This is a genomic window from Corynebacterium sp. 335C (assembly GCF_053525695.1).
The window spans coordinates 197,876-224,108 of sequence record NZ_JASTTB010000002.1 but is presented as its reverse complement, the minus strand read 5'-3'; the positions used below and the strand labels follow the sequence as shown (position 1 = coordinate 224,108).

The window sequence follows — 26,233 nt, the reverse complement described above, 5'->3', positions numbered from 1 at the left end:
CCCCGTTTTTGCACGGGGTGTAAACTTGCACCCATGGCAATCAATGATCCCGATCCGCGGGCGGAGACCCCGTCCTGCGGACTGCGCGAACGCAGGAGGCGCGTCACCCGGCGCCTCGTGGAGGACGCGGCGACGACGCTGGTCCTGGAGCGCGGCTACGACTCCGTGACGGTCGAGGACGTGTGCGCCGCCGCGGAGATCAGCCGCCGCACCTTCTTCAACTACTTCACGTCGAAGGACGCCGCGATCTTCGGCGGCGGCGGGACGTCGCTGTCCGCCGACCAGATCGCGGGCGTCCGCGACGGCCGCGGCACCGACCCCCTGGCGGACCTGCTGTCGATGCTGGAGGACAACCTCCTGGAGCCGCCCGAGGGCGACGGCGACCTCGACGACCCCCGCGCCCGGCACCGCCGGATGCGGGAGCGCCGCCGCGCCATCGTCGCCGCCGACCCGCGCCTGGCGAAGGCCTGGCTGGCGGTGTTCGAGGACGGCGTGGCCGCGGTCGGCCACGCCGTCGCCGACCGGCTGGCGGCCGACCCCGCCGCCCGCCGCCTGCGGGACATCCCCGCGGCGGAGGAGGCGGTCATCGTCGTGTCGCTACTGCGCGCCGCGCTCAACGACGCGATGTTCCGCGACACCGTCGTCGACGGCTCCCCGCTGCACGACGCCGTCTCCCGCATCACGCGGTTCCTCGCGGCGGCGCCGGAGGGCGGGCGGAAGGAGGAGGACCGATGAGCCGCCCCACCACGACCTCCGCGGCGACCCGCACCCCGGGCTCGGCCGCCGTCCCCGCCGGGGAGAACGTCGACGTGCGCGTCAACGTCGTCTTCGGCGTGCTCATGCTCGGCATGCTCATGTCGGCGCTGGGCCAGATGATCTTCGCCACCGCGCTGCCGACCATCGTCGGCGACCTCGGCGGCGTCGAGCACATGAGCTGGGTCATCACCGCGTTCCTGCTGGCGCAGACCATCGCCATGCCGGTCGCCGGCAAGGCGGGCGACATGGTCGGCCGCAAGATCCTGTTCACCGTCGGCATCACCGTGTTCACGGTCGGCTCCGCGCTCGGCGGCGCGGCGCAGGGCATGACCATGCTCATCGTCGCCCGCACGCTGCAGGGCATCGCCGCCGGCACGCTGATGGTGACGTCGCAGGCCATCACGGCGGAGATCATCCCCGCCCGCGTCCGCGGCAAGTACATGGGCTACATCGGCGCCGTCTTCGGCTTCTGCTCGGTGGCCGGCCCGGTGCTCGGCGGCGTGTTCACCGCCGGGCCCGGCTGGCGGTGGGCGCTGTGGATGAACATCCCGCTGGGCATCCTCGTCCTGCTGGGCACGTGGCGATTCCTGCACCTGCGCAAGCGGGAGACGGTCCACGACTTCGACTACCTCGGCACCGTCGCCCTGGCGGCCGCCGCGTCCTCGCTCATCCTCGCGGTGACGTGGGGCGGGCGGATGCACCCGTGGGGCTCGCCGGAGATCCTCGGCCTGTTCGGCGTCACGTTCATCGCCGTCGGCGCGTTCATCCTGCTGGAGCAGCGCGCGGCGAACCCCATCCTGCCGCTGGCGCTGTTCGCCAACCGGAACTTCCTGTGCACCACCGGCGGCGGCCTGCTGCTGGGCGTCGGCATGTTCGGCCTCATGGCGTACGTGCCCACCTACCTGCAGATGTCGCACGCGATGACGCCGATGTCCGCGGGCCTGATGATGACGCCGATGATGGCGGGCATGCTGCTGACGTCCATCACGGTCGGCTGGATCATCGCCCGCACGGGCCACTACAAGTGGTACCCCGTCACCGGCATGGCGATCGCGGCGCTGATGATGCTGCCGCTGTCGCGCCTGTCGCACGACGACCCGCTGTGGCTGGTCGGCCTGTGCCTGTTCGGCCTGGGCTTCGGCATGGGCCTGGCGATGCAGGTGCTGGTGCTCATCGTCCAGAACAGCTTCCCGCTGCGCGTCGTCGGCACCGCGACCGCGGGCAACAACTTCTTCCGCCAGATCGGCGGGGCGACGGGCGCCGCGGTCGTCGGCTCCGTGTTCCTCGGCGCGCTGATGGCGCGGCTGTCGGAGGCGATCGGCCCGTCGTTCAACCCGGCGATGGCCCGCTCGCTGACGCCGGACATGCTGTCGACGATGGAGCCGGCCCTCCGCGACATCGTGATGATCAGCTACAACGACGCGTTCACGCCGGTGTTCCTGCTCATGGCCCCGCTGTTCGCCGTCGCCGCGATCATCCTCTCGTTCGTCCGCGAGGACGTGCTCAGCGAGACCGTGGAGTAGCGCCCGCCGCCCGCGGCGCCCGCCACGCCCGGTACGCGGGTGCGGGCACGGGTCATGCGCGTTGCGACGGCCCCCGCGCGGCTCCCGTCACGGGAGCCGCGCGGGGGCCGTCGTCACGCGGACACGGCGATCAGGCGCCGACCTGCCCCTCGGCGGAGTCCAGCCGCTCGAGGACGGGGCGCACCGGGTCGCCGGCGGCCTCCGCCTCGTCGAGGGCGCGCTTCTCCGCCCGCTCCTCCGGCTTCTCCAGCAGCTTCTCCAGGATGATGACGTCGCGCCACTGGCCGGCCATCGGGCCGTAGGTCATCTTCGCCATGTGGTGGTAGACGCCGACCTCGCGGAAGCCGAGCTTCTCGTGCAGCTTGCGGGAGCCCACGTTCTCGGGGAACACCCACGAGTGCACCGACCAGCAGCCGACCTCCGTCGCCTCCGACATCAGGTGCGCCAGCAGCTTGCCCGCCAGGCCCATGCCCTGCCCGTCCGGGTGGACGTAGATGGAGTCCTCGATGACGCCGCGGAAGATGTCGCGCTTCGACACCTGCGACGCCGACGCCCACGCGAGGATCCGGTCGCGGTCGTCCTCCGGGACCGCGACGTAGCAGAGCTCGAGGCGCTTCTGCCGCCGGAACTCCTCCCACTCCGGAGCCGAGTGCTCCCACGAGGCGTGGCCGGTGTCCAGGCCGATCTCGTAGATCTCCTGGACCTGGGGGTAATCCGCCTCCTCCAGATGGCGGATGATGACGCCGGGCTTCGAATCGTCGCTCATGCGCTCCAGTGTCCCCCATCGGGCCCGCTCCCACAAAGGCATTGCGCGAATCGGGAGCGGATCGGGAGGAGGCGGGCATGACGACGGCGGGCCCGCCCCGATCCCCCTCGGGAATCGGGGCGGACCCGCCGTCATGGCGCCCGGCGCGGGGCCGGGCGATGCCGTGGCCCGGGATCCGCGGCGCGGACCCGGGTGCGGCGCTTCCGCTACTGCTGCGGGGCCTCGGCCGGGGCCTGCTCGCCCTCGGCCGGAGCCGGGGCCTGCTCGCCCTCGGCCGGAGCCGGGGCCTGCTCGCCCTCGGCCGGGGCGGCGCCCTGGTTCAGCTCGACGGTCTCGAAGAACTGGTGGTCGCCGTTGTGGGTCCAGGACATGAAGCCGTTCTGGAACTCCTGCTTCCAGCCCTCGGCGATCTCGGTCTCGTCGTAGAGCGGCTTGCCCAGGTCGGACTCGACGCCGCCGCGCTCGAGCCAGTGGTTCAGGATCTCGCCCTTGACGATGACGGGGTTGCCGTCGATGTCGTAGATGCGGGCGTTCTCGAAGATGGCGACCTTGGAGCCGCCCTCGTCGGTGACCTCCTGCAGCGCGCCGAGGGCGGCGGCGCCGCCGGCGGCGTTGTACTTGTCGGCCAGGTTCTTCGGGACCTGCTTGCCCTCGATGTCGACGGTCTCGCCGGCGGCGGCACCGCCGGTCGCGCCCTCGACGGCGCCCTCGACGGCCGAGGTGGCCTCGGCCGCGCCCTCGGTGGCGGTGGCGGCGACGGTCTCCGCGGCGTTCTTGGCGTCGTCGGAGCAGGCGGCCAGGCCGAGGGCCAGGCCGGCGCCCAGGACGACGGCGGTGGCGGAGCGGGCGATGGTGGTGCGCATTCGGTGTTCCTCCAATGTGCGATGTGCGTTCACGCGGTTCGTCGAAAAATTCAACTACCCAAGGATGCACCTCCCGGAGGATTAATGCAATCACGAAGATTTATCAATAGCGTAACTTCGCATAGATGTGAGCGATGAAAACCCTTCGGGGTGTCCGGCGCCGGATCGTCGGGGTTCCGGCCGGCTCAGCGCCGCCGGCCCCGGCCGCCGCCCGAGCGGCCGCCGCGGCCGCCGCCCTTCGCTCCCCGGCCCGCGCCTCCGCGGCCCGAGCCGCCCCGGCCCCCGCCGGAACCGCCGGCACCTCCCTTCCCTCCGGCCGCCCGGGCCCGCCGCTCCTGCTTCGCCAGCGCCTTCTCCCGCGCCGTCCGCTTCGGCTTCTCCTGCGCCTCCTCCCCCGCGAGCGCCCCGCGGTTGGAGCCGGCGCGGCGGCCGCGGACGATGCCGGCGAACTCCTGCCGCACCTCGTCGTCATGCTCCTTCGGCCACGTCAGGGCGATGCGGGTTCGGACGTCCAGGTCCCCGGAGACCTCGCGGTCGACGATGGCGCGGCCGCCGAGGACGTGCAGCAGCGGCCGCGGGGCGAAGAGGATGCCGGCGTTCGACGCGACGACGGGCAGCATCTCGCGGACGGCGGCGGGGTCGGCGGAGTCGAGCAGCACGAGGTCGTCGTCCAGCTCGGCGCGGTCGACGACCTCGCCGTCGGGCAGCACGGCGGCGACGTGGTCGCGGGAGACGGCGACGCCGGGGGCCTCGCGGTACAGCTCGATGGCGTGCATCGCGTCGTCGTCGCGCGGGTCGCGGGCCAGCGCCATGTCGGCCTCCCCGGCGGCGACGAGGGCGACGGGGTCGTCGGCGGGCAGCTCGGCCAGCGGCACGTCGACGCGGTCGCGCCACCGGCGGAACCACTTGGCGGGCATGACGCCGGGGACGAAGGCGACGCGCAGCGGGGCGGGGGACTCGTCGGACATGACCCCAGCGTAGGCGGCGCTGCTACCGTGGCCCCCATGAAACCCCTGACAGCGGCCAAGAAGCTGGGCATCTACCTCCCCGCGGCCCCGGAGGAGTTCCGGGAGTCCGACCTGACCCACGAGCAGTTCGTCGATCTGCAGGCCAATCCCCCGGAGTGGCTGGCGGAGCTGCGGCGCACCGGCCCGCATCCGCGGCCGGAGGTCGCCCGCCGCCTGGGCATCACCATCACCGCCCTGAAGAAGGCGGACATGGACGAGCCCCTGACGACGGAGCAGATCAAGGAGCTGCTCGCCGACCAGCCGGAGTGGCTCGCCGCCGCCCGCGAGTCGATGGCGAAGCAGCGCGAGGAGGCGGCCCGCGCGGAGGAGAAGCGCGCCGGCGCCACCTCCGAGCAGGCCCGCGCGGTCAACGACCGCGGCTGAGGCCCCGCCTCGCGTGACGACGGCCCCCGCCGGCGCCGCGCACCGCGGCCCGCGCGCGGCCCGCGCCGCATATCCACCGGAAGACGCTTGACGACGCTCCCCGCGACGGGGAGGGACGAGGAGAACACGACATGAAGCTCGCGCACGACGTCCACGGCCCCGAGGGCGCCCCGGCGGTGGTCCTGCTGGGTTCGCTCGGCGCCACCCGCGGCATGTGGGCCCCGCAGATCCGGGTCCTCGGCGACCACTTCCGCATCATCGCCGCCGATCTGCGCGGCCACGGCGAGTCCCCGGCCCCGGAGGGCCCGTACACGATGGAGGAGCTGGCGGGCGACGTCGTCGAGCTGCTCGACGACCTGCGCGTCGACGCCGCCCACGTCGCCGGACTGTCGCTCGGCGGCGCCGTCGCCCAGACGCTGGCCCTGACCCACCCGGATCGCGTCCGGTCGCTGACGCTGCTGTCGACCGCGCCGAAGTTCGGGGAGGAGCAGGCGTGGCTGGACAAGGCGGAGCTGGTGGCGAAGGAGGGCACGGGCGCGCTGGCGGAGACCGTCGTCGGCAACTGGTTCACCGACGCGTGCTTCGCCCGCACCCCGGAGCTGCCGGCGACCTACGCCGACGGCATCCGCGCCACCGACGACGCCGGATACGCGGGCTGCTGCCGCGCCATCGCGGGCTTCGACTCGCGGGAGGCGCTGGCGGGCGTCGAGGAGCGCATCCGCCTGGCGACGCTGGTCGTCGCCGGCGAGCAGGACACCTCCACCGCCGTCGACGTCGTCCGCGGCATCCACGAGCGCATGGACGGCTCCCGCATGACGACGATCTCCCCCGCGAAGCACCTCGTCACCGTCGAGCAGGCGGACCTGGCCAACGCGGTGCTCGCCGCGCACTGGTCCGCGCACTAGGCGCGCCCCGCGGCCGCCGCGCCGCGCGCCGCGGACGACGACGCCCTCCGTATCCGGCACCGGGCCGGGGCGGAGGGCGTCGTCGCGCACGGCGGAGATCGGGGGCGGCGGCAACGGGGACGGCGGGCGCGCGCGGCGGCCCCTCCCCCACGATCAGCTCAGGCGACGTCCCCGGGTTCCGGGGACGCCGCCTGGGCCGCGTGTGCAATTGGAGGTTGCTCTTGTGACTGCGTGGCAGTTGACCACTGAGCCCGATGATAGGCGCCGATCCGGGGCCCCGGTCAATTAGAAACAATCATTATTCCGTAAATCACCCCCGCCCCCGAACTGCAGAAACAGCCTCGTACGGCAGCATCAGCGCAGGTTCGCGGGCATTTTGCTTAGCGTTGCCTCACTTAGCCGGTGGAGCCTGCGCGGGGGTGGCCCGGAATCGCCCCCGGGGGGAGACGCCGGGCACCCCGCCGGGGGCGTGACTTGACGGGAACCCGTGAGACCGGTCACATATAAGGGCATACTGGTTTCAGACCGGCCGCCGCCGGCCTGCGCCGGCCCGCGCGCGCCCATGATCCGCGCGCGCGTACCGCGACCACCCACGCACGAGATGCAGAGGAAAGGCACACCATGAAGGACTTCCTGCCCCGCACCCACTTCGAGGAAGAGCACGACATGTTCCGCGAGATGGTCCGCGGCTTCGTCGAGAAGGAGATCACCCCGAACGTCGAGCGCTGGCACAAGGAGGGCAAGCCCGACCGCGAGGTGTTCAAGAAGGCCGGCGAGCTCGGCCTCATCGGCATGTCCACGCCGGAGGAGTACGGCGGCGGCGGCGAGATGGACTTCCGCTACAACCAGGTCCTCAACGAGGAGCTGACCAACGCGGACTGCGGCTCCATCGTCGTGTCCTTCGGCACCCTCAACGACCTCGTCGCCCCGTACCTGGCGAAGTTCGCCTCCGAGGACCTGAAGCAGCGCTACCTCGCCCCGATGAACGCAGGCGACCTCATCGGCTGCCTCGCCATGACCGAGCCGGGCGCCGGCTCCGACCTCGCCGGCATGCGCACCTTCGCCAAGAAGGACGGCGACGACTGGATCCTCAACGGCTCCAAGACCTTCATCTCCAACGGCATCCTCTCCGACTTCGCGCTGGTCGCCGCCGTCACCGACCCGTCCAAGGGCCGCGCCGGCGTCTCCATGTTCGTCGTCGACTCCGACCTCGAGGGCTACACCAAGACCGGCCCGCTGCAGAAGGTCGGCCTGAAGGCCCAGGACACCGCGGAGCTGCACTTCGACAACGTCCGCGTCCCGGCCTCCAACCTGCTGGGCGAGGAGGGCGCCGCGTTCGGCTACCTCCGCACCAACCTGGCCCACGAGCGCCTGACCCTGGCCGTCGGCTCCGTCGCCACCTCCCGCCGCGCCTGGACCCTGGCCTACAACTACGCCCAGGAGCGCGAGACCTTCGGCCGCCGCCTGATCGACCACCAGGTCCACGCGCACTTCCTGGCCGACATCGCCACCCGCGTCACCGCCCTGCAGGCGTTCGTCGACCAGGCCGTCATGGCCCACAACGCCGGCAAGCTCGACGAGATCGGCGCCTCCATGGCGAAGTTCTGGACCACCGAGGAGCAGCAGGACATCGTCACCCGCTGCCTCCAGCTGTTCGGCGGCTACGGCTTCATGCTCGAGTACCCGATCTCCACCCACTACCTCGACTCCAAGGTGCAGACCATCTACGGCGGCACCAACGAGATCATGAAGGAGATCATCGGCCGTCGCCTGGGCAAGGGCGGCTTCGCCTGATAACCCCCTCCCCGGCCCTCGCCGGGGACCGGCCGCGGCGCCCCGCCTCCCCCACCGGGAGGCGGGGCGCCGTCGCATGCGCGCCGGAGCATCTCGCGGGACCCGGCCCGCGGCCGCCGGGGCGCCGCGTATAACGATCCCATGGCATTTTTCGAACCGCTGACCGAGCAGACGCTCGCCGGGCTGCGCGACGCCGCCGCGGACCCGGCGCTGCGCGTCGCCCGCAACGCCGTCACGGCGGCGGGCGTGGACGCCGTCGCCGTCGACCGCGACGCCGTCACCGCCCTGGCCCCCGCGACCGCGACGAAGATCGACGAACTGGGGGTGACCGACCAGCACCAGACCGGCCGGTGCTGGATGTTCGCCGCGTTCAACGTGTTCCGGCACGCCGCGGCGAAGTGCCTCAACCTCGGGGAGTTCGAGTTCTCCGAGGCGCACCTGCAGTTCCACGACAAGGTGGAGCGCGCCAACTTCGTGCTGCGCACCGTCGCGGAGCTCGACCTCGACCTCTCCGACCCGCACGCCGCGATGGACGACCGCTCCCTGCGCTTCGTCCTGGAGAACGCCGGCGGCGACGGCGCCTGGTTCCCGTACTTCGCCAACCTGGTGCGCAAGTACGGCGCCATGCCGAAGGAGGTCTTCCCCGGCACCGAGTCCGCCGACCGCACCCGCGACCTCAACCGGGCCCTGGCGACGGTGCTGCGCCGCCGCGCCGCCCTCATCGTCGCCGCCCGCGCGGAGGGCGACGACGCCGCCGTCGACCGGCACATCGAGGAGGGCGTCCGCGACGCCCACCGCGTCGCCACCGCCCACCTGGGCGTCCCGCCGGAGACCTTCACCTGGCGCTACCTGGACAAGGACAAGGCCTACCGGTCCACCGGCGAGATCACCCCGCAGGAGTTCGCCGCCCGCCACCTGCCGTCCGACCTGGACGAGTGGGTCGCGCTGGCCGTCGACCCGCGCGAGGGCCACGAGCCGGGCACCCGCTGGCGCCTCGACCACTGGGGCAACGTGTGGGGCGAGGAGGGCCTGGTCTACGTCTCCGCGGAGACCGCCGACCTGGAGGCCGCGGCGCTGGCGTCCCTCGACGCCGGCGAGCCCGTCTGGTTCGCCTGCGACGTCATGCGCGGCTTCCCGCGCGACCTCGGCGTGTGGGACGAGGGCCTGATGCGCCTCGACGACGTCTACGGCATCGACACCTCCTCCACCCTCGCCGAACGCTTCACCACCCGCGATTCCCTGCCGAGCCACGGCATGGCGTTCACCGGCGTCGACCGGGAGGACGGCGCCGTCCGCGCCTGGCGCGTGGAGAACTCCTGGGGCACGAAGAACCGGGAGAAGGAGGAGGTCGCGGGCAAGGGCTACGGCACGATGTCGCCGTCCTGGTTCGCCGCCAACGTCTTCCAGGTGGTGGTGCCCCGCCGGCACGTGCCGGAGCACCTGCTGCCGGCGCTCGACGCCGAGCCGCGCACCCTGCCCCCGTACGACCTGATGGCCTAGGAAGGAGCCCTGCACATGACCGCAACCGCATCCGGAAACCTCTTCGACGCGGCCGGGGCCCTGGACCCCGCCGCCGTCGCCGCCCTGGGCGAGGAGGCGCGCGCCGACCGCGCCCGCTCCGTCGTCCGCAACGCGATCGCCGCCACGTCGGTGACGAAGGTGGCGCTCGACCGCGCCGTCGTCACCGGCATGGACACGTCCGTCAGCCACAAGGTCGACGGCTGGGCCGCCGCGAACCAGAAGCGCTCCGGGCGCTGCTGGATCTTCGCCGGCCTCAACAGCCTCCGCGGCCCCGTCATGGCGGAGACCGGCATCGCCGACCTGGAGTTCTCCCAGGCCTACGTCCACTACTGGGACAAGCTGGAGAAGGCCAACCACTTCCTGTGCGCCATGGCGGAGCTCGCCGACCGGCCGCTGGACGACCGCACGGTCGACCACCTGCTGGCCATGCCGATCGACGACGGCGGCCAGTGGAACATGTTCGTGGCGCTGGTGGAGAAGTACGGCGTCGTGCCGAAGTACGCGATGCCGGAGACGTTCTCCAGCTCCTGCACCGCCTCGATGAACCGCGACCTGGAGACCGTGCTGCGCCGCGCCGCGCTGCGCGTCCGCGCCGGCGAGGAGGGCGCCCGCGAGGCCGCCCTGTCCGACGTCCACCGCATCCTGGAGGTCCACCTGGGCACCCCGCCGGAGCGCTTCACCTGGCAGTACCGCACGAAGGAGGGCCGCTTCCACCGCGGCGGAGAGTTCACCCCGCTGCAGTTCGCGGAGCGCTACCTGCCGCGCGACCTCGGCGAGTACGTCTGCGTCGTCAACGATCCGCGCACCGAGTACGGGAAGCTGTACACGGTGGAGTACCTGGGCAACGTCGTCGGCGGCGCCCCGGTCACCTACCTCAACGCCCCGATGGACGTGCTGCGCGACGCCGCGCGCGACACCATCGTCGCCGGCCGCGCCGTGTGGTTCGGCTGCGACACCGAGGAGCAGTGCGACACGGAGCGCGGCTTCTGGGACGCCCGCCTCATCGACTACGAGGGCGTCTACGGCGTCGACATGTCGATGGACAAGCGCACCCGCCTGGAGTCCGCCGAGTCCCTCATGACCCACGCGATGGTGCTGACCGGCGTCGACGTCGCCGACGACGCCCGCACCGTCAACCGCTGGCGCGTGGAGAACTCCTGGGGCGACGAGAACGCCGACAAGGGCTTCTGGACCATGAACGACTCGTGGTTCGACGAGTACGTCTTCGAGATCGCCGTCCACCCGCGGGCCCTGCCCGCGGAGTACCGCGACGCGCTCGGCGGCGACGTCACCGCGCTGCCCGCCTGGGACCCGATGGGCGCCCTGGCGTAGCCCTCCCCCGCATCCGCGGCGCCGGATGCGTGACGACGGCGGCCCCCGTCCCCTTCCCGGGGGCGGGGCCGCCGTCGCGTGCGTCGCGGGCCTCCGTCAGCGGCCGGTGAACTCCGGGCGGCGCTTGCCGAGGAACGCCTGCACGGCCTCGGCGTGGTCCGCCGAGGCGACCAGGCGCTTCTGCGCCTCCGCCTCGCGCGCCGCGATGGCGGAGACGGCCGAGGCGTCCTTCACCAGCGCCTTGATCTCGCGGTAGGAGCGGGTCGGGCCGGCGGCCAGCTTCCGCGCGAACGCCTCGGCCTCCGCGTCGGCGTCGTCACCCTCGGCGACGGCGGTGACCAGCCCGAGCTCCAGGGCGCGGGCGGCGGGCACCGCCTCGTCGGCGAACAGCAGCTCCAGGGCCTTCGCGGGGCCGACGACGGCCGGGAGCAGGTGGGACATGCCGCAGTCGTTGGCCAGGCCGATGGACGGGAACGCGGCCTTGAAGGTGGCGGAGGCGGCGGCGACGCGGAAGTCGCAGTTGAGGGCGATGGACCAGCCGGCGCCGGCGGCGGCGCCGTTGACGGAGGCGACGACCGGCACCGGGATGGCGTTCAGCGCGTCGATCATCGGGTTGTACTCGTCCTCGACCTTGGTCATGCCCGCGCCCGACCGCACGTCCTCCAGGTGCTCCTTGAGGTCCTGCCCGGCGCAGAAGACCTTCTTCCCCCCGGCGAGGAGGACGGCGCGGACGAGCTCCGCGTCATCGGCGGCGTCGCATCGCTCCGCCGCGTCGCGGAACGCGGCGGTGAGCTCCGCGCGCAGGTCGCGGCTGAGCGAGTTGTGGCCCTCCGGGCGGTCGATGCGGATGGTGAGCAGGCCCGCGTCGAATGCGGTGGTGACGTTTCCCATGACGTCGACGGTACCGCCGACGACGGCCCCCACCCGCCACGTCCCCCTCCGGCGAACGTGATGCAGCTCTCAGCGCAGATAAAGCACCCCCTAACGGGGGAAGCAATACGAACGGACGCGTGCGCATGCGCGCATTTCCCGGAATGCCGGACGTCACCTCGAGCAGCATTTCCGCACACGCGCAACGGCACACCGGAAAACCGGAACACCCCAGGTCGCAACGGGTGCACACACCCCCGGCCATTTGGGGCCACATCACCCATTCAACGGCAAGTGGAAATATTTTCAGACGCCGTTTCACTTTTCCGTTTACGTAGGTACGCAGACTTGCAAACGCCTTTCCGAAACCGTGATTTCACCCTTTGACAAGAGCATCCTTAATCGGCTATAACCAAGTCGTTGGCCGAGAGGCCAGGAAAACCACATCCCGAACTCCACGGAGGCACGTATGTTCACCGTCCGCACCCGCCGCATGGCCGTCGCCGGCATGGCCGCCCTGGCCATGTTCGCCGCCGGCTGCTCCGACACCGCCGACAAGGCCGGCGAGGTCGCCGGCAACGCCACCTCCGCCGCCGCCGAGGCCGCGGGCGAGGCCACCTCGGCCGCCGCGAGCGCCGCCGACAAGGCCACCGGCTCGGAGGAGACCTCCGAGTCGAAGTCCGAGGACAAGGCCAGCCTCGCCGACTGGGACGGCAACTGGATCTCCCTCGGCGCCTACGCCAAGACCGACAAGATGAAGCCGTTCGCAGAGGAGGCCGCGAAGGAGCACGGCGAGACCGTGGACCAGGTCCTGGCCGAGGTCGAGGAGGCCCGCAAGGCCGACTTCGCCGGCCTCGTCATCGGCGACGACAAGATCAACTTCGTCGACTCCGTCGACGGCGTCGAGGGCGCCTCCGCCTCCGAGGGCGTCGAGTACACGTTCGTCGAGTCCAAGGACGTCAAGACCGACGAGCACGAGTTCACCTGGTTCATCTTCGAGGGCGGCGAGGGCGCCCCGCACAAGTACGTCCTGCTGATGCCGCTGCACGGCGAGGAGACCCTGGCGCACTTCCACATGCGCTACGGCGACACCATCGAGGAGGCCATGAACGCCGACGAGGGCTGGTTCCCGACCTTCATCCCGGCCGGCGAGGCGACCGACGAGCAGATCGCCGAGACCCTCTTCCACCACCACCACTAATCGCACCGGCGACGCCGGCGGCGGCCGCGGCTCTGCCCGGCCCCGCCGGCCTCGGCGATCATCGGGCCCGGTCCCCCGCCCGCCCGGCGGCCCGGGCCCGCAACCCCCACAGACCACGACAGGCAGGCATGCACACCCGCAGAACGTTCCTCGCCGCACTCGCCGCCGCGACCGCAGGGGCCCTGGTCTCCTGCGGAACCCGGGGCGACGACGCCCCCGAACCCGGGGCCGACGGCCGCCCCGTCATCTTCGCGTCCTTCTACCCCATCCGCAGCCTCGTGGAGTCCGTCGCCGGCGACGGCTTCGACGTCCGCTCCTTCATGCCCGCCGGGCAGGACCCGCACATGTGGGAGCCGTCGCCGAAGTCCATGCAGGCGCTGGCCCGGGCCGACCTCCTCGTCGTCAACGGCGCCAACATGGAGGCGTGGCTGCCGCAGGTCCGCGAGAACCTGCCGGACCTGCCGGTGCTGCAGCTCAGCGACTACGTCGAGCTCATCACCTACAAGGGCGCCGCCGCGATCGGCGAGTTCCAGTACCTCGCGTCCGCCCCGCTGCAGCCGGGCGCGTCCTACCGCCTGGTGTTCGGCCACACGCACGAGAAGAGCATGCGCGCGGCGTTCTTCACCGCCGACCCGGACACCTCCCAGGATGATCTGGTGCAGATGGGCCGCGACGTCATGGGCGTGCAGGGCACGCCGGTGGCGCAGAAGGAGAACGTCGATCTGGTCGACGGCGAGGTCCTCGACATCGACATGGGCCACGAGTCCGGCGTCGTGAGCTTCCGCGTCCCCGAGGGGACGGCGAACTGGTACCTGGCCGCCGACCGCGTCTCCCAGGAGATCCTGAGCTACGACATCGTCGACGAGGGCGGGAGCATCGTCCCGACGACGCCCGTCATCGACGGGTCCTCGACCGGCACGGACGAGATCACCTTCGACCCGCACTCCTGGATGTCCGTCATCAACGCCAAGCGCTACTGCAACGCCATCGAGGGCACGCTGCGCGATCAGTTCCCGGACCACGAGCGCGACATCAAGAAGAACAAGTTCAAGGTCGTCAACAAGCTCACGAAGCTCCAGGCCGAATACAAGGAGAAGTTCGAGCCGGCGGAGCGGCGCGACTTCATCGTCAGCCACAACGCCTTCTCCTACCTCGCCCGCGACTTCGGCCTGCAGGCGCGCAGCCTCCAGGGACTGACGACGCACGAGGCGCCGAGCCTCTTCTCCCTCGTCAGCGCCATCCGCTTCGTGCGCGACACCGGCATCGAGGTCGTCTACTACGAGTTCGGCGCCGAGGACCCGGGCACCCGCACCATCGTCGACGAGGTCGGCGGCCGCATGCTGCCGCTGGCGTCGATGGAGCACGTCGCCCCGGGCGACGGCATGTACGAGCAGGGCTACCTCGCGTACCTCGAGATGAACCTCAGGAACCTCCATGAATCCATCCACTAGCCCGACACCGACGGAAGGCACGGACGACCACGACATGACCACCGACACCGGCGCAACCGCCATCACCTCGGACGACGCCGCGGCCGCCCCGGCCGCGGCCCCCGGCGGCGAGCCCGTCATCCTGGCCCGCGACGTCACATTCTCCTACGGCCGCTTCCCCGTCCTCCGCGGCATCGACCTGCGCGTCGAGCCGGGCGAGACGGTGCTGCTGACCGGCGAGAACGGCTGCGGCAAGTCGACGCTGCTGAAGGTCCTCATCGGCCAGCTGCCCCGCGACGGCGGCGAGCTGACCGTGATGGGCCAGAAGGTCGGCGGCCGCCGCGGCCTGAAGCACGTCGGCTACGTCCCGCAGGCCAACGTGATGGCGAAGATCTCGTTCCCCATCACCTCCCGCGAGCTGGCGGTGCAGGGCCTGGCCCGCGACTTCGGCCCCATCCGCGTGCCGCGGAAGCGGCACCTGAAGCTGACGGAGGAGAAGTTCCGGGACATGGGCCTGGAGGACTACCTGGACGTTCCGTTCGGCGAGCTGTCGGGCGGTCTGCAGCAGCGCGTCATGATCACGCGCGCGCTGCTGGCGGAGCCGAAGGTCCTCGTCCTCGACGAGCCGACGGCCGGCGTCGACAAGGACAGCCGCGCCGGGTTCCTCGACCTCCTGCGCGATCTCGGGCGGGAGTACGGGATGTCCATCGTCGTCGTCACGCACGACGTGACGACCGTCTCCGATCACCTCGACGTGTCCGTCGCCTACCGCATGGAGGAAGGAAAGCTCACCGATGCTGTCCCTGCTCGTTGAATTCGAGTTCGTGCGCCGCACCTTCCTGGTCGGCCTGATGCTGTCCGTCGCCATCCCGCTCATCGGCGTGGTGATGGTCAACCGGCGGACGTCGATGATGTCGGACGCCCTGTCACACACGTCACTGGCCGGCGTGGCGCTGGGCATCATCGCCGGGTTCAACCCGGTCACCGGCGCCATCATCACCGCGGTGCTGGGCGCCTTCCTCATCGAGGCGATCCGCAAGAAGTGGCCGCAGTACGGCGACATGGCGACGGCGGTGACGCTGTCGGCGGGCCTCGGCGTGGCGGTGCTGCTGTCCGACCTGGCGCCGTCGGGCCGCACGTTCGACTCGTACCTGTTCGGCTCCATCACGGCGGTGACGACGGCCGACGTGTGGGCCACCATCGTCGTGTTCGTGCTGGTGCTGGTGACGTCGGTGATGTTCTACGGCAGCCACCTGGACATCGCGGTCGACCCGACGCTGGCGAAGCTGTCGGGCACGAACACGACGGTCGTCAACGCCATCTTCACGGCGCTGGCGGCGGTGACCGTGGCGCTGGCGTCGAAGGTCGTCGGCGCGCTGCTGGTCGTCTCCCTGATGGTGCTGCCGGTGGCGACCGCCCTGGTGGTGTGCCGCAGCTACCGCCAGGCGATGACGCTGTCGGTCATCCTCGGCGTCGTGCACATGACCATCGGCCTGTCGGTGTCGTACACCGTCGACGTCCGCCCGGGCGGCGCGATCGTCATGAGCGCCGTCGCCGGCATCGTCATCGCGCTGGTCGGCCGGAAGCTGTGGCCGGCGACGCGCAAGGCGAAGGGCTCCTCCGCCCCCGTCGCACGCGCCTCCGCCGCGCTCGGCGACGGGTAGCCGCGGCGGCTGCCGTCGTCACGCATCGCGCGGGTCACCCCGCGCATCGCGCGTGACGACGGCTCCCGCCCGGCCCCATGACCGCGGCCCCGCCCCTCCCCCTTCCGGGGAGGCGCGGGGCCGTCGTCGTGCGGGGCCTAGACCAGGGTCCAGTCCTCGAGGCCCTCGTACAGCGGGTAGTCCGCGGCGAGCTTGGCGACGCGGGCGCGCAGCGCGTCCACGTCGGCGCCCTTGCCGGCCGCCAGCGCGGTGCCGATGATGTCGGCGACCTCGGTGAAGGCGGCGGTGTCGAAGCCGCGGGTGGCCAGCGCCGGGGTGCCGATGCGCAGGCCGGAGGTGACCATCGGCGGGCGCGGGTCGAACGGCACGGCGTTGCGGTTGACGGTGATGCCGACCTCGTGCAGCAGGTCCTCGGCCTCCTGGCCGTTCATCGCGGAGTTGCGCAGGTCCACCAGGACGAGGTGGACGTCGGTGCCGCCGGTGAGCACGTCGACGCCGGCCTCGCGGGCGTCGGCGGCGGTCAGGCGCTCGGCGAGGATGCGGGCGCCCTCGAGGGTGCGCTCCTGCCGCTCCTTGAACTGCTCCGTGCCGGCGATCTTCAGCGCGACGGCCTTCGCGGCGACGGCGTGCATGAGCGGGCCGCCCTGCTGGCCCGGGAAGACCGCGGAGTTCAGCTTCTTGGCGTAGTCCTGCTTGGCCAGGATCATGCCGGAGCGGGGGCCGCCCAGGGTCTTGTGGACGGTGGTGGAGACGACGTCGGAGGCCGGCACCGGGGACGGGTGCAGGCCGGCGGCGACGAGGCCCGCGAAGTGGGCCATGTCGGTCCACAGCTTCGCGCCGACCTCGTCGGCGATGGAGCGGAACGCGTCGAAGTCCAGGTGGCGCGGGTAGGCGGACCAGCCGGCGATGATGACGTCCGGCTTCTCCTCCAGCGCCTGTTCGCGGACCTTGTCCATGTCGATGCGCATGGTCGACTCGTCGACCCCGTACGCGGCGACCTCGTACAGCTTGCCGGAGAAGTTGATCTTCATGCCGTGCGTCAGGTGGCCGCCGTGGGCCAGGTTCAGGCCCATGATCTTGTCGCCCGCGTTGATGAGGGCGTGCAGCACCGCGGCGTTGGCCTGGGCGCCGGCGTGCGGCTGGACGTTGGCGAACTCGGCGCCGAACAGCTCCTTGGCGCGGTCGCGGGCGATGTCCTCCACCACGTCGACGTTCTCGCAGCCGCCGTAGTAGCGGCGGCCCGGGTAGCCCTCCGCGTACTTGTTGGTCAGCACCGAGCCCTGCGCCTGCAGGACGGCGCGGGGGACGAAGTTCTCGGAGGCGATCATCTCCAGGGTGTCGCGCTGCCGGGCGAGCTCGCCGGCCATCGCCTGCGCGACATCGGGGTCGAGGTCCAGGAGGGACTGGTAACGGACGTCGTCGCCGGGGTTCACGGTCATCGGCCGGGCACTACCTTTCGGTGAGGAGCAGTGTTGACGGCCACCAGGATACCCCGGTCAGGGCAGGGCCCACCCCACCAGCCCCGCCCCCGGCACCACCGCCCACGCCGGGGCGCGGAACACCGTCAGCGCCGCCAGCGACGCGACCGCCACGACGAACGTGGCCGGGGAGGTGACGCCGGCGGTCCACACCGGGTCGTAGAACGCCGCGCCGAGCAGCCCGACGACGGCCGCGCCGGCGCCCGCCACCGCCCCGCGGGCCGCCGGAGCCGACGCCAGGCGGGCCCACAGCGGCATGAGCGCGACGAGCAGCAGCATCGACGGCAGGAAGATGAGGACAGTCGCCAGCACCGCGCCCAGCGGACCGCCGTGGAGGGCGCCGAGGTAGGAGGCGAAGGTGAACAGCGGCCCCGGCACCGCCTGCGCCAGGCCGTAGCCCGCCAGGAAGTCGTCGGGCGAGACGAGGTGCGGCACGACGCCGTCCTCCAGCAGCGGCAGGACGACGTGGCCGCCGCCGAAGACCAGGGCGCCGGTGCGGTAGTAGACGCCCCAGTCGCCGGGTAGGAACGACCACGCGAGGCCGGCGGCGAAGGCGACGCCGGCGGCGACGGAGGGCCAGGCGGGCACGCGGAATGCGACGTGGCGGTCGTCCCCGGCGTCGTCCCCGCCGTCGCGCCGGTTCGTGAGCAGCGCCGCGCCAACGGCGCCGGCGGCGACGATGGCCGCGATCTGCGCCCACGTCCCCCACCCGTCCGGGACCAGCAGCATGAGCGCGAGCGCGCCGACGGCCAGCGCGGCGGTGACGCGGCCGGTGACCAGCGACCCGACCATGCCGCGCAGGGCGATGGCGACGACGGCGACGGCCGCGGCCTTCAGCCCCGCGACGGGGCCCGAGACGTCGCCGAGGGCGGTGACGCCCCAGGCCGCCAGGGCCAGCACGACGGCCGACGGCAGGGTGAACAGGAGGAAGGCCGCGAGCATGCCGGGCAGCCCGGCGCGGCGCCAGCCCAGGGCCATGCCCACCTGGGAGGAGGCGGGGCCGGGGAGGAACTGGCAGAGGGCGACGACGTCGGCGTAGTCGCGGTCGGCGAGCCACCGGCGGCGGCCGACGAACTCGTCGCGGAAATAGCCCAGATGCGCGGTCGGCCCGCCGAAGGACGTCAGGCCGAGGACGCCGAAGGCCCCGGCGACCTCGCCGAGGCGCCCGCGCCCCGCGTCGCCGCCGCTGCCGCCGGTGCCGCGGGCGCCGCCGTTCCCGTCGCCGGGGCCGGCCCCGCGCCCGACTTCTCCACCATTTGCGTTCATGCGCAGGAACATACATCGGGGGTGCGCGCGGCGCGACCGTTTCGGACCCGGTTGCCGCCGGAATCGCGGGTGCGGGCACAATGGGGCCCATGTCCCGCCCCCAGGCACCGAGCGCGTACCTCGAGTTCGACCGCTCCCAGTGGCGGCGCCTGCGCCAGTCCATGCCGCAGGTCCTCACCGAGGAGGAGGTCGAGCGCCTCCGCGGCATCGGCGAGAACATCGACCTGCACGAGGTCGCGGAGGTCTACCTGCCCCTGTCGCGCCTCATCTACCTGCGCGTGCAGGCGCACCGGGAGCTCAACAAGCTGAGCGCCGCGTTCCTCGACGGCGAGCACACGCCGATCCCGTTCGTCATCGGCGTCGCCGGCTCGGTGGCCGTCGGCAAGTCCACCACCGCGCGCCTGCTGCAGGTGCTGCTGGAGCGCTGGGAGTCCGGCCCGCGCGTGGACCTCATCACCACCGACGGCTTCCTGCTGCCGTCGGCGGAGCTCAACCGCCGCGGCATCATGCACCGCAAGGGCTTCCCGGAGTCCTACGACCAGCGGGCGCTCATGCGCTTCCTCACCGCCGTGAAGTCCGGCGCCCGCGAGGTCCGCGCCCCCGTCTACTCCCACACCCGCTACGACCGGGTGCCGGACGAGTACGACGTCGTCGACCGCCCCGACATCCTCATCCTCGAGGGCCTCAACGTCCTGCAGACCGGCCCCATGCTCATGGTGTCGGACCTGTTCGACTTCTCCGTCTACGTCGACGCGCGCAAGGATGACATCGAGCGCTGGTACATCGAGCGCTTCCTCAAGCTGCGGCAGACGGCGTTCCGCGCCCCCGGCGCCCACTTCGCGCACTACGCGGAGCTGGACGACGCCCGCGCGGCCGACGAGGCCCGCCGCATCTGGCAGACCGTCAACCAGCCGAACCTCATGGAGAACATCCTGCCCACCCGCGTCCGCGCCTCCCTGGTGCTGCGCAAGGGCCCGGATCACTCCGTCGACCGGGTGCGCATGCGCAAGCTGTAGGCCCGGGCCGCGCCGCATGGCGGCGCCCGCGCCGCGCGCGGGAGCCGTCGTCACGCACCATCCGCGCACCCGCGCGCGCGTGACGACGGCGACCCCGCGGCTACTTGCCGAAGCGCCGCGAGCGGCGCGTGAAATCGCGCAGCGCGCGGAGGAAGTCCGTGCGGCGGAACGCCGGCCAGTACGTGTCGGTGAACCAGATCTCCGAGTACGCCGACTGCCACAGCAGGAAACCCGACAGCCGCTGCTCCCCCGAGGTGCGGATGACCAGGTCCGGGTCCGGCTGGCCCGAGGTGTAGAGGTTCGCGCCGATGGAGTCGACGGTCACCGCCGCGGACATCTCCGCCGGCTCCGCGCCGTCCGCCGCCGCGGCGTCCAGCACCCGGCGCACCGCGTCGACGATCTCCTGCCGGCCGCCGTAGCCGACCGCGATGTTGACCTCGATGCCGTCGTTGCCCGCCGTCGCGGCCTCGTCGCCGCGCAGCCGCTCCGCCATCTCCTCCGGCAGCAGCTCCAGGTGGCCGACGACCCGCAGGCGGGGGCCGACGGACAGCTCCGCCAGCTCGTCGGCGACGTCGGCGATGATGTCCAGCAGCGGTCCCAGCTCGTCGGCCTCCCGGCCGAGGTTCTCCGTCGACAGCAGGTAGACGGTGACCAGCTCCACGCCCTCCTCCGAGCACCACCGCACCAGATCGGCGATACGGCGGGCGCCGACGCGGTGGCCGTGGACCACGTCGGTGAAGCCGGCCTCGCGGGCCCAGCGCCGGTTGCCGTCGCACATCACGGCGACGTGGCGGGGCTTCGCGGCGCCGTCGAGCTGGCGGGCGAGCCTCCGCTCGTAGAGGGGGTAGGCGAGGCGGCTGAGGGGGTTCACGCCGCCGATGCTAGTCGACGGACCGCGCCGCACGGCGCCGCCGCACCGCCTCCGCCAGCCGCCGCAGCAGGTCGTCCGTGGTCTCCCACGACATGCACGCGTCGGTGACGGACTGGCCGTAGGTGAGGCCCTCGCGGCCGTTGTCCGCCTTCTGGGCGCCGGCGACGAGGAAGGACTCCATCATCACGCCGTCGATGACGTCGTCGCCGGCGGCGATGCGGTCGGCGAGCTCCGCGACGACCTCCGCCTGGCGGACCTCCGACTTGCCGGAGTTCGCGTGGGAGGCGTCGACCATCAGCGACGCCGGCATGCCCGCCTTCTCCAGCTTGCCGACGGCCTCCGCCACGTGCTCCTCGCCGTAGTTCGGCCCGCCGGTGCCGCCGCGCAGGATGATGTGGCAGTTGTTGTTGCCCGCCGTCTCCACGACCGCGCCGCGGCCGTCGTCGTCCATGCCGAAGAACACGTGCGGGTTCGACGCGGAGACGAGCGAGTCGACGGCGACCTGGATGTTGCCGTCGGTGCCGTTCTTGAAGCCGATCGGCATCGACAGGCCGGAGGCCAGCTGCCGGTGCACCTGCGACTCCGTGGTGCGCGCGCCGATGGCGCCCCACGCCACCGCGTCGGAGATGTACTGCGGGGAGTTCGGCTCGAGGAACTCGCAGCCGACGGGCAGGCCGATCTCCAGCACGTCGGTGAGCAGGCGGCGGGCGATGCCCAGGCCCTCCGTGATGTGGAACGAGCCGTCCATGCGCGGGTCGTTGATGAGGCCCTTCCAGCCGACCGTCGTGCGCGGCTTCTCGAAGTACACGCGCATGACGACGAGGAGGTCGTCCGACAGCTCGTCGGCGACGGCCTTCAGGCGGCGGGCGTAGTCCAGCGCCGCCTCCGGGTCGTGGACGGAGCAGGGGCCGACGACGACCAGCAGCCGGTCGTCCTCGTTGGCGATGATCTCCGCGATCTCCGTGCGCGCCCGCTCCACCGCGTCGGCGTGGCCGGGGCCCAGCGGCAGGCGGGCCATCAGCTCGGCGGGGGTGGGCAGGGAGTGGAAGCGGGCGACGCGCCGGTTGGTCGTCGAGGCGGGGTTGGCGAGGGACGTCTGCGGTGCCATGGGGCGCCTTTCTGGGGTGGGTGGTCGGGTGTCCGGTGGGACCGGGCGCGGCGGGCGCGGGCCCGGGGCCGGAGGGCCGGCGTGACCGGGTACGCGAAAAGGCAGCCCCCGAACATCGGGTGCTGCCTTCGGCTCCGGTCGTGCGCGCGGCGAATCAGGGGGTCACGGCCGGAGCCCCCTCAAAATAAAATCGCCGGGTGCGCATGGTTGTGACCTTAACCACGTTCGCGGCGGTCGCGCAATTCGCCGAGGGACTCGTCCACCGTCCCGGGGGAGGCCGAGCGCGGCGTGCGCCCCTCCTCCAGCTCCCTCGCCATCGCCTCGTCGACGGCGGCGACGTCGAACGGATCCATGTCATGGGCCTCCGCGAACTCGCGGCGCAGGCGCATCCGCTTCAGGCGGCGGGTCAGGTCCCAGCCGGCGGCGAGGACGCACACCAGCAGCACCACCAGGATGAGCAGGCCGATGGGCGACGCCTTGCCGAAGTCGGCGCCGCGGGGGCCGACCGGGTTCTGGGCCAGGAAGTCGACGATCTCGTACATGTCAGGCGTTGTCCTTCTCGCGCTCGTCGTCCGGCACCACGCCGGCGAACAGGTCGTCCTCGGGCAGGGTGGTGCGCACGCGGGTGCGGGCCAGCTCGAACTCCTCCGTCGGCCAGACCTCGCGCTGCACCTCGATGGGCACGGCGAAGAACGGGCCATTCGGGTCGATCTGGGTGGCGTGGGCCAGCAGGGCCCGGTCGCGGGCCTCGAACCAGTCGTCGCACCGCACCTGCGTCGTCACGCGCGTCATGATGTCGCCCGTGCCGCGCCAGCGCTGCAGCGCCTCCCCCAGCGGGGAGTCCTCGCCGCGGCGGCGGTACCAGCGGTCCATCTCCAGCAGGCGCGCCCGCACGAACCCGTGGGTGTAGTACATCTTCTGCACCTCCCACGGCTCGCCCAGCTCGGGGTACGCGTCCGTCGCGGCCTCGTTCCAGGCGCGCAGGGAGATGATGTGGGTCAGGATGTGGTCCGGGTGCGGGTAGCCGCCGTTCTCGTCGTACGTGATGAGCACGTGCGGGCGGAACTCGCGGATGACCTGGATGAGCGGCCGCACCGCCACGTCGATCCGCTGGCGGGCGAAGCACCCGTCCGGCAGCACCGGGATCGGGTTGCCCTGCGGCAGCCCGGAGTCGACGAAGCCCAGCCACCGGTGGTCCACGCCCAGCGCCTCGGCCGCGGCCTCCATCTCGGCGACGCGGACGGAGACGAGGTCGGCCTCGACCTCGGGCCGATCCATCGCCGGGTTGAGGATCGATCCGCGCTCGCCGCCCGTGCAGGTCACGACCATCACGTCGTGGCCCTCGGCGGCGTAGCGCGCCATCGTCGCGGCGCCCTTGCTCGACTCGTCGTCGGGGTGGGCGTGCACCGCCATCAGCCGGAATCCCATGGAACCTCCTTCGGCATCGCACCTCAGTGTAACGGCCGCACCCCCGCCGGACCGCACCCGGGCCGCACGCGGACCATGCACGGCGGCGCATCCGGCCCGGGTACGGACCCGGCTCCCGCCGGGCCACCGGCGCCGCCCCGGGACGGGGCCCCGGCGGAATTGCCCCCGGGCACATTCGGATAGGGTGGGGGACATGGCGAACGTCAACGATCCGGGCGACGGCGATCCCGCCGTCCTGCGGGAGCGGTACGGCGACACGAACCGCCGCCCCACCGGCAAGCTCATCATCATCGGCGTGGCGATCCTGCTGGTCGTCTGCGTCGCGTACGTGATCGTGCAGATGAGCCGCGTCTCCGAGCCCGACGTCACGGGCAGCCCCGCCGGCTGGAGCCGGGAGGAGGGCCGCGAGGACGACATCTTCATCTTCACCCTCGACGTCACCCGCCAGGATCCCGCCAGGGAGTCGTACTGCGTCATCTACGCGATGAACTACGACCTCGCCGAGGTCGGCCGCCGCGACGTCCTGGTCCCCGCCGGCGGCGAGCCGACGGTGCGCATCGACGTGCCCATCGAGACCCGCGAGCAGGCCGTGGCCGGCAAGGTCTACGGCTGCTCCACCGACGTGCCGGACACGCTCCGGCGCGGGTGAACCCGGTTCCCGGATGCTTTCCGGGACCGTGCTATCCTTGCCGCGTTCACGGCCCGAACGGGCCGTTTTTCGCATTCACTCCACCCCCGCCCCCGCCCGACGGCTCCCGGGGCGGGCCGAGACGACACGACCGCAGGAGGGCTGTCACATGGCCGATTCCAAGAACCCGTGGCTGACGCAGGAGTCCTACGACAAGCTCAAGGCCGAGCTGGACGCCCTGTACGAGAACCGCCCCGTCATCGCCGCCGAGATCAACGAGCGCCGCGAGGAGGGCGACCTCAAGGAGAACGCGGGCTACGACGCCGCCCGCGAGCAGCAGGGCCAGGAGGAGGCCCGCATCCGCCACCTCGAGGACCTGCTGCAGCGCGCCACCGTCGGCGACGTCCCGCAGGAGTCCGGCGTCGCCCTGGTCGGCACCGTCGTGCACGTCTACTACGACGGCGACGAGGACGACAAGGAGACCTTCCTCATCGGCACCCGCGGCGCCGACTCCTCCAACCCGGACCTGGAGACCTACTCCACGGACTCCCCGCTGGGCAAGGCGCTGTTCGGCGCCAAGGAGGGCGAGACCCGCACCTACAAGTCCCCGGCCGGCGACGAGGTCTCCGTGACGCTGGTCAAGGCCGAGCCGTACGACGAGAACTTCGAGGGCTAGTCCCCTCCCCACCGCACGCGGAAAGGACCCCCTCCCGGGATTCCCGGGAGGGGGTCCTACCGTGTGCGGGCCGGTCGGCCGGCCCGGGCCCCGCGGATGCGCGGGGCCGCCCGCGTCAGTCGCGGTTGAAGTAGGACAGCAGGCGCAGGATCTCGATGTAGAGCCAGACCAGGGTGACGGCCAGGCCGAGGGCGACGCCCCAGGCGTAGCTGGCCGGGGCCTGGGCGCGGACCAGCTTGTCGGCCTGGTCGAAGTCCAGCAGGAAGCTGAACGCGGCCAGCGCGATGCAGACCAGGGAGAAGACGATGGCCAGCGGGCCTCCGTCGCGCAGCGGGCTGATGCCCATGAACAGCGACAGCAGCAGGTTGCCGAAGACCAGCACCATCACGCCGATGAGCGCGGCGGTCATGAAGCGGGTGAACTTCGCGGTGACCTTGATGGCGCCCGTCTTGTAGACGAACAGCATGCCGGCGAAGACGCCCAGGGTGCCGATGACGGCCTGGACGATGAGGCCGAAGCCGCCGGCGCCGCCGATCTGGGTGCCCGCGAACATGAAGCTGACGCCGCCGACGAACAGGCCCTCGAAGGCCGCGTACAGCAGGGTCACCAGCGCGGAGCCGTACTTCTTGGCGAAGGCGGACACCAGCACGGTGATGAGGCCGCCGATGGCGCCGACGATGGTGAGGATGGCGCCGAGGCCCGGGCTCACCGAGTTGTAGATGAAGAAGTTGATCGCCGCCGCGACGATGATGACCGCGAGCGTGATGCCGGTCTTCGACACCACGTCGTCGACGGTCATCGGGCGCTCCTGGCGGGCCGGGGCCTGCTGGGCGGGCTGGCCGTACTGGCCGTACTCGGCGGCGTAGGGGTCCTGGTAGCCGGCGCGGCGCTCGCGCTCGACGGTCTGCGTCAGCGAGCTGAAGGCCGGGTTGCTGCTCTGTCGCACTCGGTCTCGTCGTCCTTTCATGGCGGCGTCCGCGTCCTCCGCGTGCCGTGATCGGGGTGGTTTCTTCTCTCGTCAACACTGTAACGGCGATCGCGGCCCGATTGTTCCCCGGCCGGCGGTCCTTCATCCATCCGTGCCCCGACGGCCCCGCCCTCCCCCGTCCGAGGCACCCGCGGGCCCCTCGCCCGGCGTTCCTTTCCGCCCGCACGGGGCCGGGTCATACGATGGAGGGGACCTGACGACGACGCTGGCCGGCGTGCCGGCGCAGCCCCCGAGGAGGAGACGATGAGCGGCGACTACGACGCCGACACGACCGGCGATTTCGACGAGACCACCCTGGACGGCTCCGAGGGCCTCGACGGCGACGTCATCACCTCCGACGGCGAGAACTACGTCATGGACGCCCCGGAGCACTGGCGCGGAGCCGACCCGCACGACAGCCTCGACGAGCGCCTGGCGGAGGAGAAGCCGGACGTCGGCGTCGACGACGACCGCCCGTGGGGCGACGACCCCGAGCAGCGCTACGGCGACGTCGACGGCCACGAGGGCGACGACGACTACGCCTACGGCCGGCGCGCCCACCCCGGCGACCCCGACCACAACCGGCGCCTGGGCTGGTCGGCGGACTAGGGCCGCGGCGGGGACGTCGTCACACGGACGGCGATGCCCCGCGCCCTCCGCAATCCCGCACGCGGCGCGCGACCCCGCGCCCGCACCGGGCGCGAACCGGGGGCCGCCCCGGCCCGAACCGGTGCACGCGCATGCCGGGAAAACTATTCCCGGGGAACGAACGCCGGAAA

Annotated in this window: 26 protein-coding genes; 15 read left to right on the top strand and 11 right to left on the bottom strand. The window is 72.0% G+C overall.

Features of this window, described 5'->3' with window-relative positions:
• Positions 1–33 precede the first annotated feature (33 nt).
• Both QQS41_RS08000 and QQS41_RS07995 read left to right on the top strand, forming a co-directional pair.
• A complete protein-coding gene (locus tag QQS41_RS08000) occupies positions 34–735 on the top strand; it encodes a TetR/AcrR family transcriptional regulator (RefSeq protein ID WP_448852182.1) in 702 nt (233 codons plus the stop codon).
• Entirely contained in the window at positions 732–2,279 is a 1,548-nt protein-coding gene (locus tag QQS41_RS07995; RefSeq protein WP_448852181.1) for an MDR family MFS transporter, read from the top strand. Before QQS41_RS08000 ends, QQS41_RS07995 begins: the two co-directional genes overlap by 4 nt.
• 130 nt (positions 2,280–2,409) lie before the next feature.
• On the opposite strand, the gene QQS41_RS07990 is transcribed toward QQS41_RS07995, so the two are convergent.
• The 3 genes from QQS41_RS07990 to QQS41_RS07980 all read right to left on the bottom strand — a co-directional run bounded on the left by QQS41_RS07990 (position 2,410) and on the right by QQS41_RS07980 (position 4,876).
• Positions 2,410–3,045 (bottom strand): N-acetyltransferase family protein, encoded by a 636-nt coding sequence (locus QQS41_RS07990; protein ID WP_448852180.1) that lies wholly within the window; start codon positions 3,043–3,045, stop codon positions 2,410–2,412.
• Positions 3,046–3,251: 206 nt separating this feature from the next.
• Entirely contained in the window at positions 3,252–3,908 is a 657-nt protein-coding gene (locus tag QQS41_RS07985; protein WP_448852179.1) for an LGFP repeat-containing protein, read from the bottom strand.
• A 185-nt stretch (positions 3,909–4,093) separates the two neighbouring features.
• Positions 4,094–4,876 carry a LysR family transcriptional regulator substrate-binding protein gene (locus QQS41_RS07980; RefSeq protein WP_448852178.1) on the bottom strand — a complete coding sequence of 261 codons (783 nt, stop codon included), beginning with the start codon at positions 4,874–4,876 and terminating at the stop codon, positions 4,094–4,096.
• 36 nt (positions 4,877–4,912) lie between these two features.
• Between QQS41_RS07980 and QQS41_RS07975 the strand changes: the two genes are divergently transcribed.
• The 5 genes from QQS41_RS07975 to QQS41_RS07955 all read left to right on the top strand — a co-directional run bounded on the left by QQS41_RS07975 (position 4,913) and on the right by QQS41_RS07955 (position 10,851).
• Positions 4,913–5,299, top strand: a complete 387-nt coding sequence (locus QQS41_RS07975) for a DUF5997 family protein (protein WP_448852177.1) — start codon at positions 4,913–4,915, stop codon at positions 5,297–5,299.
• Between the two features lie 131 nt (positions 5,300–5,430).
• Positions 5,431–6,204 (top strand): alpha/beta fold hydrolase, encoded by a 774-nt coding sequence (locus tag QQS41_RS07970; protein ID WP_448852176.1) that lies wholly within the window; start codon positions 5,431–5,433, stop codon positions 6,202–6,204.
• A gap of 621 nt (positions 6,205–6,825) precedes the next feature.
• Positions 6,826–7,998: an acyl-CoA dehydrogenase family protein gene (locus QQS41_RS07965; RefSeq protein ID WP_448852175.1), complete on the top strand. Its 1,173-nt coding sequence runs from the start codon at positions 6,826–6,828 to the stop codon at positions 7,996–7,998.
• Between the two features lie 141 nt (positions 7,999–8,139).
• Complete coding sequence (locus QQS41_RS07960) at positions 8,140–9,498, top strand: aminopeptidase C (RefSeq protein WP_448852174.1); 1,359 nt, start codon at positions 8,140–8,142, stop codon at positions 9,496–9,498.
• 15 nt (positions 9,499–9,513) lie between these two features.
• A complete protein-coding gene (locus tag QQS41_RS07955) occupies positions 9,514–10,851 on the top strand; it encodes an aminopeptidase C (protein WP_448852173.1) in 1,338 nt (445 codons plus the stop codon).
• A gap of 96 nt (positions 10,852–10,947) precedes the next feature.
• On the opposite strand, the gene QQS41_RS07950 is transcribed toward QQS41_RS07955, so the two are convergent.
• Positions 10,948–11,742 (bottom strand): enoyl-CoA hydratase-related protein, encoded by a 795-nt coding sequence (locus QQS41_RS07950; protein ID WP_448852172.1) that lies wholly within the window; start codon positions 11,740–11,742, stop codon positions 10,948–10,950.
• Positions 11,743–12,190: 448 nt separating this feature from the next.
• Between QQS41_RS07950 and QQS41_RS07945 the strand changes: the two genes are divergently transcribed.
• The 4 genes from QQS41_RS07945 (at position 12,191) to QQS41_RS07930 (ending at position 16,016) form a co-directional block, all read left to right on the top strand.
• The gene (locus QQS41_RS07945; RefSeq protein WP_448852171.1) at positions 12,191–12,922 is read left to right on the top strand and encodes a ZinT/AdcA family metal-binding protein; all 732 of its coding nucleotides are present in this window, start codon (positions 12,191–12,193) and stop codon (positions 12,920–12,922) included.
• A 128-nt stretch (positions 12,923–13,050) separates the two neighbouring features.
• The gene (locus QQS41_RS07940) at positions 13,051–14,373 is read left to right on the top strand and encodes a metal ABC transporter substrate-binding protein (protein ID WP_448852170.1); all 1,323 of its coding nucleotides are present in this window, start codon (positions 13,051–13,053) and stop codon (positions 14,371–14,373) included.
• Between the two features lie 34 nt (positions 14,374–14,407).
• Entirely contained in the window at positions 14,408–15,166 is a 759-nt protein-coding gene (locus tag QQS41_RS07935) for a metal ABC transporter ATP-binding protein (protein WP_448852169.1), read from the top strand.
• Positions 15,147–16,016, top strand: coding sequence for a metal ABC transporter permease (locus QQS41_RS07930; RefSeq protein WP_448852168.1), 870 nt, complete (start codon positions 15,147–15,149; stop codon positions 16,014–16,016). The genes QQS41_RS07935 and QQS41_RS07930 overlap by 20 nt, the downstream gene beginning before the upstream one ends.
• A gap of 137 nt (positions 16,017–16,153) precedes the next feature.
• Here the strand turns inward: QQS41_RS07930 and glyA are convergent, their stop codons facing one another.
• Together glyA and chrA are read right to left on the bottom strand one after the other, a co-directional pair.
• On the bottom strand, positions 16,154–17,455 hold the full coding sequence (glyA, locus tag QQS41_RS07925) for a serine hydroxymethyltransferase (RefSeq protein ID WP_448852167.1): 1,302 nt from the start codon (positions 17,453–17,455) through the stop codon (positions 16,154–16,156).
• A gap of 57 nt (positions 17,456–17,512) precedes the next feature.
• Entirely contained in the window at positions 17,513–18,760 is a 1,248-nt protein-coding gene (chrA, locus tag QQS41_RS07920) for a chromate efflux transporter (protein ID WP_448852166.1), read from the bottom strand.
• 80 nt (positions 18,761–18,840) lie between these two features.
• Between chrA and coaA the strand changes: the two genes are divergently transcribed.
• The gene (coaA, locus tag QQS41_RS07915; RefSeq protein ID WP_448852165.1) at positions 18,841–19,776 is read left to right on the top strand and encodes a type I pantothenate kinase; all 936 of its coding nucleotides are present in this window, start codon (positions 18,841–18,843) and stop codon (positions 19,774–19,776) included.
• 100 nt (positions 19,777–19,876) lie between these two features.
• On the opposite strand, the gene QQS41_RS07910 is transcribed toward coaA, so the two are convergent.
• The 4 genes from QQS41_RS07910 to mca form a co-directional block, all read right to left on the bottom strand.
• The gene (locus QQS41_RS07910) at positions 19,877–20,656 is read right to left on the bottom strand and encodes an isoprenyl transferase (RefSeq protein WP_448852544.1); all 780 of its coding nucleotides are present in this window, start codon (positions 20,654–20,656) and stop codon (positions 19,877–19,879) included.
• A 1-nt stretch (position 20,657) separates the two neighbouring features.
• The gene (locus tag QQS41_RS07905) at positions 20,658–21,755 is read right to left on the bottom strand and encodes a 3-deoxy-7-phosphoheptulonate synthase (RefSeq protein WP_448852164.1); all 1,098 of its coding nucleotides are present in this window, start codon (positions 21,753–21,755) and stop codon (positions 20,658–20,660) included.
• Positions 21,756–21,970: 215 nt separating this feature from the next.
• A complete protein-coding gene (locus QQS41_RS07900; protein ID WP_448852163.1) occupies positions 21,971–22,297 on the bottom strand; it encodes a hypothetical protein in 327 nt (108 codons plus the stop codon).
• 1 nt (position 22,298) lies between these two features.
• A complete protein-coding gene (gene mca, locus QQS41_RS07895; RefSeq protein WP_448852162.1) occupies positions 22,299–23,183 on the bottom strand; it encodes a mycothiol conjugate amidase Mca in 885 nt (294 codons plus the stop codon).
• A gap of 193 nt (positions 23,184–23,376) precedes the next feature.
• On the opposite strand from mca, the gene QQS41_RS07890 reads away from it, so the two are divergent.
• Positions 23,377–23,832, top strand: coding sequence for a DUF4307 domain-containing protein (locus QQS41_RS07890; RefSeq protein WP_448852161.1), 456 nt, complete (start codon positions 23,377–23,379; stop codon positions 23,830–23,832).
• A 148-nt stretch (positions 23,833–23,980) separates the two neighbouring features.
• A complete protein-coding gene (gene greA, locus QQS41_RS07885) occupies positions 23,981–24,487 on the top strand; it encodes a transcription elongation factor GreA (protein ID WP_448852160.1) in 507 nt (168 codons plus the stop codon).
• Between the two features lie 115 nt (positions 24,488–24,602).
• Here greA and QQS41_RS07880 read toward each other — a convergent pair whose 3' ends face one another.
• Entirely contained in the window at positions 24,603–25,454 is an 852-nt protein-coding gene (locus QQS41_RS07880) for a Bax inhibitor-1/YccA family protein (RefSeq protein WP_448852159.1), read from the bottom strand.
• Between the two features lie 264 nt (positions 25,455–25,718).
• Between QQS41_RS07880 and QQS41_RS07875 the strand changes: the two genes are divergently transcribed.
• Positions 25,719–26,063, top strand: a complete 345-nt coding sequence (locus tag QQS41_RS07875) for a hypothetical protein (protein ID WP_448852158.1) — start codon at positions 25,719–25,721, stop codon at positions 26,061–26,063.
• The last annotated feature ends 170 nt before the right edge of the window (positions 26,064–26,233 follow it).